Origin of the sequence: Embleya sp. NPDC127516 (assembly GCF_044765325.1) — a bacterium.
In the GTDB taxonomy this organism is placed as follows: Bacteria; Actinomycetota; Actinomycetes; order Streptomycetales; family Streptomycetaceae; genus Embleya.
This window is the reverse complement of record NZ_JBIWJT010000015.1, coordinates 85,829-102,296: the sequence shown is the minus strand read 5'-3', so window position 1 is coordinate 102,296 and position 16,468 is coordinate 85,829. Positions and strand designations below refer to the sequence as shown.

Below are 16,468 nucleotides of genomic sequence, written 5' to 3'. Positions count from 1 at the left end.
AGCACATCCCCGGTCGGCACCCGCGGACGCGCCGGAAGTCACGCCCGCACCGCGTACGTCAAGCACCTACCCGTGGGTCTGGACGCTGCTCAGCGGGCGAGTATGTGGCCGTCGTGGGGGCGGTGGTCCCGGGAACGGCGCAGGTCGGTGGTGACGTAGGTGCGTTGCAGCCAGCGGTCTGCTCCGTCGTAGCGGGGGTGGAAGGCGGTGCGGCCATGGACGGTGACGCGGTTGTCGATGATGACCAGATCGCCGGGAATCAGGCGCAGGGTACGAGCGGTCGCCTCGCAGGCGCGGCCGAATTCGGCCAGCGCCGCGGTGGCCCGAGGGGTGAGCGGGGTGGTGACGAGTTGGGCCATCCGTATGTCGGGATCCTCGACCGCTCCCGACAGCACCGCTCGGGGCTTGACGTCGGGCTCGCTCACGGCAGCGTCGGAGCCGAAGGAAGGTGGTGGTGTGGTGATGAACTCCGGTGCGAACAGGGCCTGGCGGCCGGCCGACGTGAGAAGCGGCAGCGCTTGGCGGATACCGGCGACGCGCATGCCGGCGATCCGGTCGTGGTCGGCGCGCAGGCACAGGAAGATCACATGGTCGGGTGGGTGGGGGTGGAAGCCGTTCTCGGTGTGGAAGGACAGCGGCACCGATCCGGCGTTGCCGTGGAAGCTCTCCTGCCCGGGCACGGGCACGACGTCCTGCACGAGGGCACCGGATTTCTCGGCCCGGTAGGCGAGAGGCTCGCCCAGCCCGCAGGCCACCATGGTGAGCATCGCGGCCGAGACGGTGGCCCGGCGCTGGACGGAGCCGGGTACGGAGGGTGTCGCGGGCAGGGCCGCCCGATCGACGGGCAGGCCGCCGATCACCAAGGTGCCGTGCGGGCCGGAGTGCCTTCGAAACCGGCGCACCGCACGGCGCAACGGCAACGGCAGGTCCTCCCAGGCGTCCCGGGCCCGGGCCACCCACTCGGGGTTGTCGACTTGGTCGTGAACGCCGGTGCACAGGGTGCGGGCCTGCCGCTCGCACGCGTCGGCATCGGCCGGGTCGAGTGCCCAGTCGCCGGCGGCGGCAGAGCTTCGGGTGGTGCCGGGCGTCGTCTCGGGCATCAGGGTCTCCTGCCGCAGGTGTGGGTGGCGGACACACGGACTCACGAGTGGCGCAGGCCGGCCACGGCGTCGGCGACGTAGTGGTCCCCGAATCGGATCAGGGAGGCGTACCGGGCCGCGCGGCGATGGCGCATGTGCCGTAGTTCGGCGACGGCGTTGTCGGGGCCTTCCGGTTTCTGGGCGATGGAACGATGCAGATGCACCATCGAGTACGCGAGGGTGACGTGCCGTTCACCGTCCACGATGTCGGCTTCCAGGAGTGCGCCCCGTACCTCGGCCAACTCCGGGGCGCGGGCCGCCAACTGCTCGTAGGGGTCGGGAACCACGGACAGCAGGTCCTTCATCGCCGCCCGGAACAGCTTGTATCCGCGATGCTGGCGCCCGCTCAGCGGGACGTCCACCGACGGAGGCGCCATGGTGTGGCGTATCGCCGCCATGTAGTAGTCGGCCGGGACCGTACTGGCGTGCGTCATGGCCGCCGGAAAGCCCCGTACATACACCGTCGCATCCGCCAGCCGCAGCAGCGCGGCATCGCCGTCGCCGTGCCGCAGATGGCGGGTGGCGTCGGCCACGGCGACCGCGGCGCAGACGTTGAACAGGACATGGACCTGGTGCCCGATGAGCCACCGAGCACTCCACACACTCTCCAACGACGCCCCCGCGGCAGGCTCGGGGACGGCCACCGGCGGTACGGAGTCGGGGTCGGCGCCCGGCGCCGCGCCGGTGAGGTCGAGCACCGAGTGCCGCATCCCGGCCGCCTCCAGCGCCAGGTCGGCACCCGACAACGGAGCCTCGCACAGGTCTTCCAGACCGCGGTGGACGACCAGGACACCGTGCAGGGCGGCCTGCTGATCCGACAGTTCCCCTTCACGGACCCGGAAGAACGCTTGACTGGTCGACTCCGCCGGCAGTCCCTCACCGGCCACGGCCGGAGCCAGAGCCGACAGCGCGGCCACCAACTCACCGGCAGCCACGGCGGCCTGCCGCAGCGCGGCGGTCCGTTCGACGGGTCTGGCATGAGTCGCCAACCCGGCCAGCACACGCGCGGTGCGCCTCGCCTCGGCACCGACTCGCGTGCCCAGCGCCGGGACGGACCGCCCGCCTCGGGGTTCACGGAAAACAGCGACTGCTGGATGATCGGCAACCGGCGATATGTCCATGGCTGAAGTTCGCCAAGAACACCGCACACGAAACCCTGATCCGCAAGACCGTTCCTGTGCGGTGCGCCGGAGTTGGCCGGCGGGGTCCGCGGCGGCGGGTCCGGCATGCCCCGCGGGCTCCGGTCCGAGGTCCGGACAACCACCATCCACGGCACCGGACCGACCGATTGTGAATCCCTGCCCGACGTCACCGCGGTCCAAGGATCGGGTCGGGAGATCGTCGGCGCCGCGCAGCAGGGCGCAGCGGTGGCGGTGCGAGCACCCCGCACGGACGGCGTCACCGGTTTCCGGCGCAGCCACTCGGCGTGCGGCTCGGGCATGGGACCCTCGCCTTTCTCCGCCTCCGGAACGAACAACCCTCGCAGGAAAGGTACTTCGCTCACGGCAGGTACCCGCCCGGGTCCGGAACAACGGCCGTGCCGCCGAGGGCGGTTGCTACCGCCCCACACGTTGGCGGCCCAAGGGCCGCCGGCACAAGGGGAATCGGGAACTCGGCCCGAAACCACCCCGACGCCGTTCACACCGACCCGCCCTGCCGGACCTCGCCCGCGCAACCGGCCGCACCTGGACGCCACCATCTCGTCGATCGCGACCGGCTCGGTTCTGCTCGTCTACGCGGCCTGCTTACCGTACGTCTGAGCTCTCGCGCCCAAGCCGCCACGCTGGTGGTGCAATGAACTTGGTGGGGCTGGTGTGATCAGGGCGTCGGAACCGTTGCTGAACAGTAGTCCCGCTCGCCGACCTTCACCCGCGCACCGTAGGGAAGTTGCTGACCGCACTGAACCGCCCGACCACCCCGCATGGAGGATCGAACGTGAGACGGAGCCGTTCGATCCACAGACCCCCGACGCGCCGAACGAGGCCGCGGCGGGTGGCCGCGGCCTCGTCCGAGGGCGAGTGTCGGATGCCTATCGGGGTGCGTTCGGTATCACGGGCAGGTCGGGTCACCGGGCTGGGCCGGGACGCTCACCGCGTTCCAGGCCGCCTTGGTCTTGTTGAACAGGCCGCAGGTGGAGTCGAGCGCCTTGGCGGACTTCAGGGTCGCGGTGCGGTACTTCTTGTAGGTCATGCCGCTCGTCTTGAGCAGCATGCCGCCGTAGAAGATCTTGCCCGCGGTCTGGATTCCGACGCCCGTGAGTTGCGTGTTGTTGCAGGTCGGGCTGGAGGGCTTGCCGCCACCGGGGTTCGTGCCCTCGGCGAGCAGGTAGAACCAGTGGTTCAGGGGCCCGGCCGCCGCGTGGGTCTCGGTGCCGGGGATCGAAGAGCTGTAGCAGTTCGGGTTGTTGTTGACCAGCGAAGGGTTGTACATGTTGCGGATCGGGCCGCTGCCGACCAGGTTGACCGTCTCGCCGACCAGGTAGTCCGGGCGGTCGTAGGGCGAGGGCTCGTTGGTGTACGCCTCGGTGAGCGCGCCGAAGATGTCACCGGTGCCTTCACCCAGGCCGGCCTCGGCGCCGGCACCGCCGGGAGTGAACTGGTCTATGCCGTGCCCGAATTCATGGCCCACGACGTCCATGGACGCGATCCACTGGTTGCTCTGGTTGCGGCCGATCTGGACCTGCGAACCGGTCCAGTAGGCGTTGATCGCAGGGAGCCCCACACGTACCGGCCAGCTTCCGCCGTTGCCGTTGTGCCCGTTGCGACCGAGCCAGTCGCGGAGCATGTTCCATTCCTTCTGCGCGGCCCACAGGGCGTCGACGCAGCCGGTTTCCTTGCTGGTGGCGTTGCCGTTGCCCCAGGTGTCGGTGGCCTTGGTGAACACGCCGCCGCTGTAGTCGGCGCAGGACAGGCCGGGCCGGGTGGTGTCGATCATCTTGTAGTTGCCGGCGCTGCCGCTGGTGTTGATCGTCAGCGGGTTGGGGCCGTTCCACTGGCTGGTGCCGGTACCGCCCTTGACGTCGTCGTAGGAGTCGAGCATCCGACCCGAGCGGGCGTCGACGAAGACGTGCAGCCGGCTGGGTGCGCTCTCGGTGCTGCCGATCAGCACCGTCTCCCAGGCCAGGTTCGCGGAACCCTCCCGGACTCGTACGACCAGGCGTCGCGACTCGACCTTGTCGACGACCTTGAGTCGCGAACGCGAGACGTTCTCGGCCGCGCCCTTGCCGACGGTCGGCTTGACGGGGACGTCGATCCGCAGATCGGTGGCCGACTCGGCGGCCCGGACGTTGCCGTTGCCGTCGGCCAGCACCGCGGCGCTCGCGCCGACCACGGGCAGCCCGCGGTAAGTGCGCTCGTAGGCCACGGAGTACAGGTCGTCGACCCACGGGGTCACCTGCTGCCGCACGTAGCTCTCGTTGGGGCCCTTGGCCAGGACGTCCTGGCCGCTCGCGGCGGCCTTGTCGGCGGCGGACACCGCCGCTGCCAAGCCGGGCGCGGGCGGAGGGGTCGCCGCGTTCGACTGGGACGTACCGACCACGAGGCCGGCGAGTAAGGCCAGGACCGACCCGACCGTCACCGTGCTGCGTTTCATCGAGGCTCCTTGGATAGAGGACAGACCTCGACCACGAGTCCGACTCTCGTCGGTCCGCGGGGTGAGCGGGACCGACCATCGCGCGCGCCGGGTTCGTGCCCGAACGAACGAAACGCTCACACGGGCGCAAGTCGACCGTCAACGAATGTGATTGGCGCGGCACATTCTGTCAACAACCCACGCACGCCCTCGTCGAGCACGCGGGCCGCCCGCTCCCCTCCCCGACAACCGGGCTCCCACGAAGGCGAGTTGGCGCGAGTGGGGGCGAAGAACGCGGACCGTCGGGCGGCGTGGCTACCCGGTTGGGGACGTGCAGTGGCACGCCCGGGCGTGAAGAGCTGCGGTGACGACGGTTCGAGACCGGTTCGGAGAGCAGGAACGCGCCAAGGCTGACGGGACACCGCGAACTTGCCCGACGAATCGGCGACGACAGGGTGGCCAGGACAGGCGTGGGGGCGTGGGGCTGGGGCCAGAGCGAGGCCCGCGGGCCGGGACGGAGTGGCGCAGGGGCTGTGGTGGTGGTGGTGGTGGCGGTGGCGGCGGTGGTGGCGGTGGTGTCGGCGGCGTCTGTGGTATCTGAGGTATCCGTGGTGTCCGTGGTGTCGGTGGGGTCGTCGTGGGGCCGGTGGCGTTCGGGCGTCGGTGCCGTGTGGCGTGGCGTACGGGCGTGCCGGTGCGGGTGGCTCCGGCAGGTCCCGCGGTGGGAGCGGGTGTATGGGCGGCGCGGGTGGCGAGGTCCGGCGCGACTGTCGGCCCCGCGCTGGGGCACCCCGGGCTGCGCGAGGTCGTGGGGGTGGCGGCGGTGGGTGTGCAGCGGCGGGCGGTGCGGGTCGGAGGGTGGCGTCGGTCACTTGGCAGGGTTTGGTGCTCGGTGCTGATGGTGCTGATGGTGCGTGTGGGGTTGACGGTTTGAGGATGACGCAGATCAGACGCTTGGTGACGGGTTGTCGCACGGGCATTGACACATGGTCGCCCGTTGCGCGAAATCGGAGAATCTGAGCAAAGTCGACATTCTGCCCGAATCAAGTCGCGTCTACACGCGTGACCCGTTGCCGATCCTTCCGGAGTTCGTGTGCCTAAGCCCGTCCTGACGTCCCAGCCGTCCGTCGCCCGTCGCGTGCGGACCCCAGCGCTCCCCGGTCGGGGTGTCGCCCGCCGACTCCCGGCCCTGGCGGTGGTCGGGGTGCTCGCGGTGACCGTCGCCGCGTGTGGCTCCGGTGACGGCGCGGGGTCCGCCCGGACCGACAAGGCAAAGGCAGCGGCGGTACCCGTGAATCCGCCCCCGACGACCACCCCGAACCCGGCACCGGACGGCCCCGGGGCGCGGGGCGCGTCCCCCACCGGCCCGGCCGAGACGACCGCCCCCGGCCCGTCGGGCCCGCAGCCGTCGGCGTCGGCACCCTCGAAGCCGCACCCCTCCGCTCCGCCGACGGGTCCCGCGTCGACGACCCCGGGCGCGCCCTCGTCGGCCGCGACGCCCCGCGGCTCCGGCCACGCCGCACCGGCCGACCCACCCGCGCCGGCGGCGAATCGGGCCGCGGACATACCCCCGCCGCTCGTGCCCATGGGCATCGTACGGAGCACCACGGATCCCGGTCACCGCACGGTCGCGCTCACCTTCGACGACGGCCCCGACCCGCGGTGGACTCCGAAGGTGCTCGCACTCCTCGACGAGTACGACGTCAAGGCCACCTTCTGCATGGTCGGCCCCAACGCCTCTCGCCACCCCGATCTGGTGCGCCGTGTGGTCGCCGCCGGCCATCGACTGTGCGACCACTCGGTCACGCACGACGAGCAGATCGACAAGCGGTCGACCCCGCGAGTCGAGCACGAGATCGTCTCCGCGCGCGACGAGATCGCCCGGGCCGCCCCCGGCCACGACGTCGACTGGTTCCGCGCGCCCGGTGGCGCGTGGTCGCCGACCGTGCGCCAGATGTCGGCCGCGTACGGCATGAAGCCCCTCGGCTGGTCGGTCGACACCCGGGACTGGGAGAAGCCCGGCGTCGACGCGATCCTCGACAATGTGCGCCGTGAGCTGCGCCCCGGCGGCGTGGTCCTCATGCACGACGCGGGCGGCGACCGCACCCAGAGCGTCGAAGCGCTCGCACGGCTTTTGCCGTGGCTGAAGGACCAGGGCTACCGATTCGCGTTCCCGGGCTGAGACAACCGCCCCCCGGCCCGCCCCCGCGCGTCGGTGGCCGCGCGACGGGCAACGTACTTGCGCCTACGAAATCGGTGCTCGCGCGTCGCGGGGGTCGGGCTGCCGCCCAAAGACCCGATCGGTCTTCGCTGTTCGCGCCGGTCGAGTCAGCTGCCCGGGTGGTCCTTCACGTACCGGGCCCATGTGCGTTCGAAGGCGGCTCGGTCCAAACCCGTGGCGGCGGTGAGCGCGGCGTCGAGGCGACTCGCGTCGCGATAGACCTCGGCGACGAACGTGTGGGCCTTGTCCGTGCCGAACTCCTCGGCCAGGAAGCGGATTGCCTGCATCGAGAGGTGGTAGCTGATCGACGTCGTCGCGGGGTCGGCACTGTGGATCTCGCCGTCGACGGGGAGCCTGCCGGTGAATCTGCCGTCGTTGACATACGCCCGCGCGGTCGGGTTGTACTTGTTCGCCATCCGCGGGTCGGACCACGGCAGCGACTCGGCGAATCCTTCCGCGACCCAGCTCACGTGCTCGGTCCACGCGGGGGCGAATCCGGCAACCATCGCGTGACCCAGCTCGTGTTCGACGATCTGCTTGAAGATCGCGTCGTCGGAGGTGGCGAATCCCTTGCCCGCACCGTCCACCACGACGCGACAACCTACTTGTCGCGTCTGTTTGCCGTCGGTCAGCGTGAGGGGAGCCAGGCTCACACACACGCCCGCAGCGGGGCCGCGCCCCTTGGTCGACGCGATCTCGTCGAAGGTACGTCGATCGGGTGTCACGTAGACGACGAAGCGATCGACGGGCAGTCGCGGGCCGCGCCACGCGTCGAGATCGCGTCGGGCCGCGGCCTCCGCCTTGTCGGCCCAGGTCGCCGCCTCGGCCTTGTTCGCGACGGCGGCGGCGAGGACCACATGCGGACGCCTTTCGACCACCAGGGCGGTCTGATCCCACGGCATCGGGTACATCACCCCGCCGTAGGGAGCGGTGGAGACCGCAGTCATCCACAGGGGACCGCCGGCGGAGGTACGGTCGAAGGTCCATCGGTAGTTCTCCGCAATCGCCACCGGGTCGACTCCTTCGACGCGATGCACGAAGGAGACCACGACCATGACCGCGGCGCGACCGGAGTCGGAGACCGACCGAGGGGGCTGGTTCGACACCGTGTATCGGGCCTCCGCGAACGGGAACAGCGCCAGGTTCGCGAACAGGCGGCGCTGCTCCGCGATCAGCTCGCCGGCCGTCGGGTCGATCGGCGCGACGAAGGCGTCCACGTTGTGTTCCGCCAGGGCGCGCGAGCGCGCGGCGACCACCGCCTCCACTTCCTCGTCGCGGATCTCGGGACGCTGCGGAGCCGCCTCCGCGGCGCCCGCCGTTCGATCGTCCTCGACCCGCTGGTGCCGTTCGCCCGCATTCGTGGTGCCGCCGATCACGCCGGTGGCGACCAGCAGGACCACGATCAGGGCGACGGCGATCGACGCAGCTACGGTCACGAGCATGGCGCGCCGCTCGACGCGAGGTTCGTCGGCGTCGTGCCGTGGATCGCCGCCCACGCGGCCGGTTGCGGGCGGCGTCGAGTCGCCGGGAACGGGTGTGTCGGACATGCCGGTTCTCCCCTTGGACCCCGGCGCCAGGCGAGCCCACCCCGGTCCCGGACCGGCGATCCGATCAAGTATGCGCCGAGGCTATCCAGCACCGCCCCCGAAGCAGCACGCGACCCGGAGCAGCGATGCCGGGCCCCGACCATACGCGGGGCCGCGTAGCGTCGGCGAGCGCCCCGAAATGGTGAACCCCGGTGCGCATTCGAGCAACGACCCATACGGCGACGGCGCGGACGAAGGGCAAAGCCCCGGAGCCGGTCGAGCTGCGCTGCCTGGGCCCGCCGCCGCCGAACCATGTGGTCTCGACTCGACGGCGACGCCATTCCCTCATGGCCGGACGATCCCAGGACGTCGTCCGCTCACACCGCCGGAACGATACGCCAACTGCCCTACGGACAAAGGCGGATCCCGGCCGCGCCTCCGGACACCGCATGGACGACCCGATGAGACGCCCGCCGGACAACACCACGAGACCCACCGGTCCTCTCACGCCCAGTCGGCGGCGAACGCCCGCGCGGGGTTGTCCACGAACACCTCGGCGGCGAACTGTTCCCCGAACTCGCGTACCAACCTCGGGCGCAGGCTGTGCAGTAGGAAGGGTATGCCGGGCCCGCCGCCGCTGGACGCGCGCGCCGTCGCTGTCGTGGTGTCGCCGCCGAGCAGGATCCGGTGGCCGTGGCCCGCTTCGGCGAGCGCGGCCAGTTCGTCGAACAGCCGCCAGTCGGTGGCGTGGTGGGCGCGCGAGGGGCCGTCGAAGGAGAGGAACGCCCCGGTGCGGGCGGCGTCCAGATGAGCACGCGTGTCGGGCGAGCGGCCCAGATGGCCGAGGATGACCCCCTCGGGGCGGACCCCCAGTGCTCCGCACAGCAGGTCCATGACCTGCGTCGCGGCCGTGCCGCCTTCGAGATGGACGGCGATGGGCGCGTCGGTCGCCCGGTGTGCCTCGGCTGCGGCGGCCATCACGTGTCGTGCGTGCGTGTCGAGGCCGTGGAAGCCTCCGGCGACCTTGATCAGCCCCGACCGGACCGGCGCCTTGGTCAGGTCGTGGACGAACAGCTCCGCGAGCCGGTCCCGGATCCGCGCGAGGTGCTCGGGGTCGTAGTGGACCGCCTGGTGGAGTCCGGTCGCCGAGACGACCTGGATGCCGGTCTCCCGGGCGAGTTCGGCCAGGTCCGCACGACGGCGACCGAGTCCGTACGGCGTCCACTGCACCACGGTCCGTCCTCCGAGCCCACCGAAGGCGCGGAGTTCGGCGGCGGCGGCCTGCCGGTCGTCGAGTTCCTGGCCCGCCAACACCGGGCTGCGGAAGAACAGGTGGTCGTGCGCATCGGTGACACCCATGTCCGGGGCGGGAATATCGCCGAGCACGGTACGGATCGCGCTCATCCCGCGTCGCCCCCGCTCTCGTCGGCGGTGGCCGCGAGCGCGCCGGCGGCGACCCGCAGCCCGGCAAGCGCCTTCGGCACCCCGATGTACGGCGCGAGATGGACGAACACCTCAATGATCTCCTCGGCGGTCAGCCCGACCCGCAGGCCGCTCCTGACCTGGCCCTCCAGCTGTGGGTCGACCCCGCCCAGCGCCGTGAGCGCGGCCAGGTTGAGCAATTGCCGATCCCGCAGGCCCAGACCCTCGCGTTGATATGTGCCCCCGAACAAGGACGTCACGATCCAATCCGGGAAGCCGGGCGCGATGCGCTCCAAGCCGGGGAGCGTCGCCTCCTGGGTGTGCCGGTCCTGGAGGTCGTCCAACAGTCGGTAGCCCTGCGCGCGGTCGAAGCGCGCCTCACGCAACTCCATGATGATTTCCCATCCTGCCCATCCGGCGTCCATGTAACGGGTGTGCCGTTACATCTCGATCAGCGTAACGCCTCAGGCGTTACGCTGTCGCCATGCAAAACGAAGACGCCCTGGCCTTCCGGTTCGACTGCGGCGCGACCTGGCTCAACCTGCTCGCCACCCGAGGCCGCAGCTTCAGCGCGCACCCGGTCGAACGCATCGCCACACCCGAGCGGCTGGCGGAATGGGTCGAACACAGCGAATTGACACCGCTCCGCAGGCTGACCGAGGTCGACGTATGCCGTACCCAGGGCCTTCGCGAGAACCTGCGCCCTCTCGCCCTCGCGGTCGTTACCCAGGCAACACCACCGGCCGAGGCCGCCACCGCGCTGACCCGCTTCCTCAACGAAGTCACCGATCCCGTAAGGCTCGTGGTCACCGATCGGCTCACCCGCGAACCCCCGCCCACGATGGACGCGGCACTCGCCCGCATCGCACGCCAGGCCGTCGACCACCTCACGGGCGCCGACCGCCACGCCCTGTCCGTCTGCCCCGAACACGACTGCCGTGGCGTATTCGCCAATCCGACCGGCCGCCGCCGCTGGTGCCCCTCCCCGGCCTGCGCCAGCCGCGGCCGGGTCCGGGCCCTTCGCGAACGCCGGCGAACCGCCGACTGATCGGGAATACATCGGATGCGGGGGTCGGCGGGCCACGGAGATTCGGAGTGGACGGCGGGTCCTGCGGCGGGGCCAATCCGGGTGCCGGCGGCGGTGCGCTGTCGGCACACCGCCACGGCCGCGCTCATCGGTCACATGACCGACAGCCCGCCCCCGGTGATCGACCGGGAACTGCTGCGACGCTTCGGCGCTCTGACGCCCAGGGAGCGCGACGTGGCCGTTCTCGTCGCAAGCGGCCTCGGCAACGACGAGATCGCGGCCCGGATGTCCGTATCGCCGTTCACCGTGAAGACCCATGCGGTGCGGGCCATGACGGAGGTCGGCGCACGTGATCGAGCGCAACTCGTCCCGTTCGCCTTCCCGGCCGACCTCTACCCCTGAGCCCGCCGAGCAGGACTCCGAGTGTGCGCGCAAGAACCAGCCCGGTCCCGGATGGAGGAGCCGAATCGGCGCCGGATGCCCGTCGAGGGTGCGGGTATCGAGGCGGTGATCACAGCTTGAACGCCTTTCGCGGGTTGACCGTGACCAGATCCACGGCCGTCTCCATCGCCTCGTCCTCGTCGAGTCGGTGCTCGGCGACCAGTTCGGCGAGATAGCCACAGTCCAGCCGCCGCGACATGTCGTGTCGGGCGGGGATGGAGCAGAAGGCTCGGGTGTCGTCGACGAAGCCGGACGTCCGGGAGAATCCCGCTGTCTCGGTGACCGCGCGGCGGAACCGGCGGATGGCGTCGGGGGCGTCGAGGAACCACCACGGGGCGCCCGCGTAGACCGAGGGGTAGAACCCGGCCAGCGGAGCGATCTCCCTGGTGAAGACGGTCTCGTCGAGGGTGAACAGGATCAGGTGGAATCCCTCGGCGGTTCCGTACCTGTGCAGGAGCGGACGCAGGGCGTCGGTGAACTCGGCGCGCAGCGGGATGTCGTGGCCGGTGTCGGGGCCGTACCGGTGGTGGGTGGGCGCGTGATGGTTGCGGCGCACGGATGGGTGCAGGGTCATCACCAGGCCGTCGTCGCAGGACATGCGAGCCATCTCGAGCAGCATGTGTCGACGGAAGGCGACGCCCTCGGCTTCGCTCGCCGTGCCCCGCAAGGCGGCCCGGTAGATACGGGCGGCCTCGCCGTGGGTCAGCGGTTCGGTGCCCACGTCCGGGTGGCTGTGGTCGGCGGAGGTGGCGCCGTGCGCGATGAAGTGGCGTCGTCGGTCTTCCAACGCCCGGATGTAGCCGTCGTAGTCCGAGGTGTCGATGTCCGCGGCCTCGCCCAGGCGCGACATGGCTTCTCCCCAACCCTGACCGGGCTCCAGGTAGCGGTCGGGTCGGAAGGTGGGCAGGACTCGCGCCGTCCAGGCGGGGTCGGCGGCAAGTGCCCGGTGAGCGGCCAGATCGTCCGCGGGATCGTCGGTGGTGGCCAGCACCTCGATGCCGAAGCGGCGGAACAGCGCCCGCGGGTGGAAGGCCGGATCGGCCAGCCGCGCGGCGATCCGGTCGTAGATCCGGTCGGCCGTGGCGGCGGCGGGTCGCTCGGTCACGCCGAAGATCTCGACCAGTTCCGCCTCCATCCAGTAGCGGACAGGGGTCCCTCGGAAGGCGGTCCAGTGCTCACACATCTTGCGCCACGCCTGGCGGCCCTGCTGTTCGGACAGTGGTCCCTGCCCTACCCCGAGTTCGTCCAGCGGGACACCGCAGGCGTGCAGCAGGCGCGTGACGTAGTGATCGGAGGAGATCAGCAGACTCGCCGGGTCGCTGAACGGCTTGTCGTCGACCAGCAACCGCGGGTCCACGTGACCGTGCGGCGACAGGATCGGCAGGTCGCGGACCGCTTCGTAGAGACGGCGGGCGACGGCGCGTGCTTGTGCGTCGACGGGCAAGAGCCGGTCGGGATGGAGTGAGGAGGGCATACTCCGCATGGTTGTCCGCAGCCGGAGGCCACGGCAATCGGTTGTCATGTGTTGCCAGGAGAGCTCGTGTGCGGATGTGGGCACAGGCGCCGATCGGCAAGGCCCGTCGACGACTTGGGCCATGCGTGGGAGCGAGCGCCCTGCCGCCCTGACGGAGAAATCCCCGACGACACGGATCGAGATGGGACGGCATATCAGGACGCCGCGGATGGCCAGGCGACTGCGCGGTCTGCCACCCGTTTCACATCCGATCACAGACCTCGCGTCCGATCATGGACCTCGCCTCCGATCACGGACCTCGGGTCGAGGCTGGACCTCGGGTCGGCGCCGGCCCTCGAAACCGCCGGGGGTAGCCGGCCCCGGGGCGCGGCTCATTCCCGCCCGGCCGACCCCCACGACGGAGCGCCGGCCGCCGCCGGCGTGACGGGTGCCGCGATCTGCGCGGCGAGGTGCCCGGCCCCGAAGCCGTTGTCGATGTTGACGACCGCGACCCCGGGGCTGCACGCGTTGAGCATCGACAGCAGGGGTGCCAGGCCGCCGAAAGCCGCTCCGTAGCCGACGGAGGTCGGCACCGCGACGACGGGCGCGGCGATCAGCCCCGCCACCACGCTGGGCAGCGCGCCGTCCATACCCGCGGCGACCACCACGACCCGGGCGGAACGCAGCAGGTCGAGCATGCCGATCACGCGGTGGAGCCCGGCGACGCCCACGTCCACGGCCGACTCACAGCGCCGTCCCAGATAGCGGGCGGTCAGTTCGGCCTCGAGCGCCACCGGGAGGTCGGAGGTACCCGCCGCCAACACCACCACGAGACCTCCCTCCGGAGCGGGCGGTTCGGGCGGCCACACCAGCAGCCGGGCGTCCGACGCGTGCCGGGCGTCGGGCAGCTCGGCGAGGACGGCCCGCGCGTGCTCGGGACCGGCGCGGGTGAACAGGGCCACCGCCCGGCCGCGCTCGCGCAGCTCGGCAGCGATCGCGCCCACCTGGTCCGGGGTCTTCCCCTCGCAGAAGATCGCCTCCGGATATCCCCTACGGTCGATCCGTTCGTGGTCGAGGCGTGCAAACGATTCAGCCATGGCGGACTCCGATCAGGGAAAGCGTGAAGGCACCCGATTGCATGCCTGCGAGATCGACGGCGACCATCCGGAACCCGGCGGCACGGACCACCGCCAGAGCCTCCTCGCGCAGGTCGCCCGCGAGCGCCGCGATCTCGGCGACGGGCACCTCGATCCGTGCGACATCGCCGTGGTGGCGGACCCGGCAGTCGCTGAAGCCAAGCCCCCGCAGGCCCCGTTCCGCCACCTCCACCTGTCTCAGCTTTTGCGGTGTGACCTCACTGAAGTGCGGGATCCGCGAGGCCAGACAAGGCGCGGCCGGTTTGTCCGCGCACGGCAGGTCCAGCGCGGCGGCGATCCGGCGGACCGCCGCCTTGTCCAGGCCCGCGTCGGCGAGCGGGCGCAGCACCCGGTGGCGCACGGCGGCCCTGCCGCCGGGACGGTCCGCGCGCACCACGTCGTCGGCGTTCTCCCCGTAGGCGACGGCCGTCAGGCCGTGCGCCCGGACCACCTCCGCGGAAATGCGGGCGAACAACTCGTCCTTGCAGTGGAAGCACCGGTCGGGGCCGTTGGCCCGGTAGGCCGGCAGGTCGGCCTCATGGGTGGCGACCTCGACCACGCGCGCACCGATCCTCGCGGCAACCCGCAGGGCTGCCGTGCGCTCGTCCGCGGCGAGGCTGGGCGAGACGCCGAGCACCGCGACCACGCGGTCGGCGCCCAGCGCTCGGACGGCCAGGGCCAACAGCACGGAGGAGTCCACTCCCCCGGAGAAGGCCACACCGAGCCGTCCGGGCGTGTGGAGCAGTGTTCCGACGCGGTCGGCGGCATTGCTGTCGGTGTCGGACAGTCCGGGGAGCATGACGTGCTTCTCCTCCTGCTGATACTTGTCGGTCCGGGGGGGTGTCCCAGGTTTCCGACGTCCACGCCGATGACGACGTCTTCGGTCAGGCGAGTTCCCAGGCGCGGGCGGTGAGCGCCTCGACCAGTTCGGCGTCTCGGGCGAGGGCGGGATCGAGGAAGGCCAGCACGGCGTGCGCGGCGGCGGACGGTGATCCGGTGAGGACCGGGGCTGCGGCGTCTCGTACGGGGATCCCGTTGCTTCCGCGCAGGTGCAGCAGCCACGCGGCGATGACGCGGAGCGCGCCGGGCGGCATCGCCCCGGACGTGCGCTCGGCGTAGAGCGTGGGAAGGACGCGCACCGGGATCTTCTGGGCTCCGTCCTCGGCGATCTTGGCGAGGGTGTGCCGGATGCGCGGGTTCGCGAAACGGGTCGTCAGCGCGTCCCGGTAGGCGGCCAGCGCGGTTTCCGGGAAGTCCAGGTGGGCCGAGGCCTCGACCCACCACTCGCGCACCCAGACCCGACAGACCGGATCGGCCACGGCCTCGGCGACGGTGGCGTGCCCGCGGAACGGCGCCGCGTACGCCAACAGCGAGTGGGCGCCGTTGAGCAGCGACAGTTTGCGTTCCTCGTACGGCGTGACGTCGGCGACGAAGCGGGCACCGGCGTCCTCCCAGCGGGGCCGCCCGGCCGGAAATTCGCCGTGCAGCACCCACTCGGTGAACGGCTCGGTGACGACGGGGACTTCGTCGCGGCGCCCGGTCGCGTCGCGGACGGCGGCCACGTCGTCCGCGGTGGTCCACGGGGTGATCCGGTCGACCATGGTGCCGACGTACGAGGCGTGCGCGGCCGCGTCGCGCCATCCGGGGCGCCCGATCGCGTCCGCCAGTTCGCCGATCACCCGTGCGGTGACCTCGCCGTTTCCCGGCAGGTTGTCGCACGGCACGACAGCCACGGGGCCGCCGCCCGCGCGCTGCCTGGCGGCCAGCCCGGCCAACAGCCGCGCGGCGACGGTCGATACCGGAGCGTTCGGGTCGACCCGGAGTGCGGCGATATCGGCACTCACATCGGCGCGTCCGGTGTCCAGGCCGCCTCCGGGGGTGCGTGTGTACGCCGCCTCGGTGACCGTCAGGGTGACCACCGCGAGTTCCGGCCGCCGCCAGTAGTCCAGCCACGCGGCGTGGTCGCCGCCGGAGTGCGCCGAGGTGAGCGAACCGACCACCTCGAAGCGGTCGCGGTCGGGAGCACGGGTGGCCAGCGTGTAGAGCCCGTCCTGGGCGGTCAGCCGCTCGGCGATCGCGGTGCTGCGCCCGGTGAACGCCGCGATGCCCCACCGGTCGGCGTCGCCGGCGTGCTCGGTGTACCAGGCCTGATGGGCCCGGAAGAAGCCGCCCAGGCCGAGGTGCAGCATGCGCACCGGCGCGGCGGGGCGTCCGTCGACCGCGCGGGACAAGGGCCGGGTCGCGGGTTGGGCGGTCACAGTTCGAAGACCTTTCGCGGGTTGACGCGCACCGGTTCCGCCGCCGCCTCGAACGTCTCGTCCCGGTAGAGCCGGTGCGGTGACGGGATCGGCAGGTCGCGCACCATCTCGTGGCGGCGCCGGGCGAGAGCCCGCACACCGGGGTCGACGGGAAGTAGTCGGTCGGAGTGGAGGCTTGGCATGACGGCATGTTCGTTGCCGTCGGCCCGGCGCGGCAACCGGTTGCCATGTGTTGCCCTGGGCACTTGCACCGCGCCGGACGCCATGGTCCTCTG

At 71.4% G+C, this 16,468-nt stretch carries 13 protein-coding genes and 1 pseudogene; 3 read left to right on the top strand and 11 right to left on the bottom strand.

Annotated features, from left to right (window positions below; genetic code table 11):
• Positions 1-89 precede the first annotated feature (89 nt).
• The 3 genes and pseudogenes from ACIRL2_RS27990 to ACIRL2_RS27980 form a co-directional block, all read right to left on the bottom strand.
• The gene (locus ACIRL2_RS27990) at positions 90-1,100 is read right to left on the bottom strand and encodes a TauD/TfdA family dioxygenase (RefSeq protein ID WP_402235498.1); all 1,011 of its coding nucleotides are present in this window, start codon (positions 1,098-1,100) and stop codon (positions 90-92) included.
• Positions 1,101-1,141: 41 nt separating this feature from the next.
• Positions 1,142-2,128: a hypothetical protein gene (locus ACIRL2_RS27985; protein WP_402235495.1), complete on the bottom strand. Its 987-nt coding sequence runs from the start codon at positions 2,126-2,128 to the stop codon at positions 1,142-1,144.
• 1,066 nt (positions 2,129-3,194) lie between these two features.
• Positions 3,195-4,730, bottom strand: a pseudogene (locus ACIRL2_RS27980) (M4 family metallopeptidase); the annotation flags it as partial.
• 1,564 nt (positions 4,731-6,294) lie between these two features.
• Here ACIRL2_RS27980 and ACIRL2_RS27975 point away from each other — a divergent pair.
• Entirely contained in the window at positions 6,295-6,891 is a 597-nt protein-coding gene (locus tag ACIRL2_RS27975; RefSeq protein WP_402235492.1) for a polysaccharide deacetylase family protein, read from the top strand.
• A 146-nt stretch (positions 6,892-7,037) separates the two neighbouring features.
• Here the strand turns inward: ACIRL2_RS27975 and ACIRL2_RS27970 are convergent, their stop codons facing one another.
• From ACIRL2_RS27970 to ACIRL2_RS27960, 3 genes are all read right to left on the bottom strand, one after another.
• A complete protein-coding gene (locus tag ACIRL2_RS27970; RefSeq protein ID WP_402235489.1) occupies positions 7,038-8,477 on the bottom strand; it encodes a hypothetical protein in 1,440 nt (479 codons plus the stop codon).
• Between the two features lie 483 nt (positions 8,478-8,960).
• Entirely contained in the window at positions 8,961-9,860 is a 900-nt protein-coding gene (locus ACIRL2_RS27965; protein ID WP_402235487.1) for a phosphotriesterase, read from the bottom strand.
• The gene (locus tag ACIRL2_RS27960) at positions 9,857-10,303 is read right to left on the bottom strand and encodes a carboxymuconolactone decarboxylase family protein (RefSeq protein WP_402235484.1); all 447 of its coding nucleotides are present in this window, start codon (positions 10,301-10,303) and stop codon (positions 9,857-9,859) included. The genes ACIRL2_RS27965 and ACIRL2_RS27960 overlap by 4 nt, the downstream gene beginning before the upstream one ends.
• A gap of 59 nt (positions 10,304-10,362) precedes the next feature.
• Between ACIRL2_RS27960 and ACIRL2_RS27955 the strand changes: the two genes are divergently transcribed.
• Both ACIRL2_RS27955 and ACIRL2_RS27950 read left to right on the top strand, forming a co-directional pair.
• A complete protein-coding gene (locus ACIRL2_RS27955) occupies positions 10,363-10,926 on the top strand; it encodes a CGNR zinc finger domain-containing protein (RefSeq protein WP_395868703.1) in 564 nt (187 codons plus the stop codon).
• 135 nt (positions 10,927-11,061) lie between these two features.
• A complete protein-coding gene (locus tag ACIRL2_RS27950) occupies positions 11,062-11,307 on the top strand; it encodes a helix-turn-helix transcriptional regulator (RefSeq protein WP_402235481.1) in 246 nt (81 codons plus the stop codon).
• Between the two features lie 109 nt (positions 11,308-11,416).
• Here the strand turns inward: ACIRL2_RS27950 and uxaC are convergent, their stop codons facing one another.
• The 5 genes from uxaC to ACIRL2_RS27925 all read right to left on the bottom strand — a co-directional run bounded on the left by uxaC (position 11,417) and on the right by ACIRL2_RS27925 (position 16,375).
• A complete protein-coding gene (uxaC, locus tag ACIRL2_RS27945) occupies positions 11,417-12,820 on the bottom strand; it encodes a glucuronate isomerase (protein ID WP_402235478.1) in 1,404 nt (467 codons plus the stop codon).
• 371 nt (positions 12,821-13,191) lie between these two features.
• Positions 13,192-13,896 (bottom strand): nickel pincer cofactor biosynthesis protein LarB, encoded by a 705-nt coding sequence (gene larB, locus ACIRL2_RS27940; protein ID WP_402235475.1) that lies wholly within the window; start codon positions 13,894-13,896, stop codon positions 13,192-13,194.
• Positions 13,889-14,734, bottom strand: coding sequence for an ATP-dependent sacrificial sulfur transferase LarE (larE, locus tag ACIRL2_RS27935; protein ID WP_402235473.1), 846 nt, complete (start codon positions 14,732-14,734; stop codon positions 13,889-13,891). Before larE ends, larB begins: the two co-directional genes overlap by 8 nt.
• Before the next feature lie 85 nt (positions 14,735-14,819).
• Positions 14,820-16,193 (bottom strand): mannitol dehydrogenase family protein, encoded by a 1,374-nt coding sequence (locus ACIRL2_RS27930; RefSeq protein ID WP_402235471.1) that lies wholly within the window; start codon positions 16,191-16,193, stop codon positions 14,820-14,822.
• The gene (locus tag ACIRL2_RS27925) at positions 16,190-16,375 is read right to left on the bottom strand and encodes a hypothetical protein (RefSeq protein ID WP_402235468.1); all 186 of its coding nucleotides are present in this window, start codon (positions 16,373-16,375) and stop codon (positions 16,190-16,192) included. The genes ACIRL2_RS27930 and ACIRL2_RS27925 overlap by 4 nt, the downstream gene beginning before the upstream one ends.
• Positions 16,376-16,468 lie beyond the last annotated feature (93 nt).

Coding starts and splice junctions, on each gene's coding strand:
- larE (WP_402235473.1), bottom strand. CDS start 14,734: ATGCTCCCCGGACTGTCCGACACCGACAGCAATGCCGCCGACCGCGTC.
- larB (WP_402235475.1), bottom strand. CDS start 13,896: ATGGCTGAATCGTTTGCACGCCTCGACCACGAACGGATCGACCGTAGG.
- ACIRL2_RS27965 (WP_402235487.1), bottom strand. CDS start 9,860: ATGAGCGCGATCCGTACCGTGCTCGGCGATATTCCCGCCCCGGACATG.
- uxaC (WP_402235478.1), bottom strand. CDS start 12,820: ATGCCCTCCTCACTCCATCCCGACCGGCTCTTGCCCGTCGACGCACAA.
- ACIRL2_RS27970 (WP_402235489.1), bottom strand. CDS start 8,477: ATGTCCGACACACCCGTTCCCGGCGACTCGACGCCGCCCGCAACCGGC.
- ACIRL2_RS27955 (WP_395868703.1), top strand. CDS start 10,363: ATGCAAAACGAAGACGCCCTGGCCTTCCGGTTCGACTGCGGCGCGACC.
- ACIRL2_RS27925 (WP_402235468.1), bottom strand. CDS start 16,375: ATGCCAAGCCTCCACTCCGACCGACTACTTCCCGTCGACCCCGGTGTG.
- ACIRL2_RS27950 (WP_402235481.1), top strand. CDS start 11,062: ATGACCGACAGCCCGCCCCCGGTGATCGACCGGGAACTGCTGCGACGC.
- ACIRL2_RS27975 (WP_402235492.1), top strand. CDS start 6,295: ATGGGCATCGTACGGAGCACCACGGATCCCGGTCACCGCACGGTCGCG.
- ACIRL2_RS27990 (WP_402235498.1), bottom strand. CDS start 1,100: ATGCCCGAGACGACGCCCGGCACCACCCGAAGCTCTGCCGCCGCCGGC.
- ACIRL2_RS27960 (WP_402235484.1), bottom strand. CDS start 10,303: ATGGACGCCGGATGGGCAGGATGGGAAATCATCATGGAGTTGCGTGAG.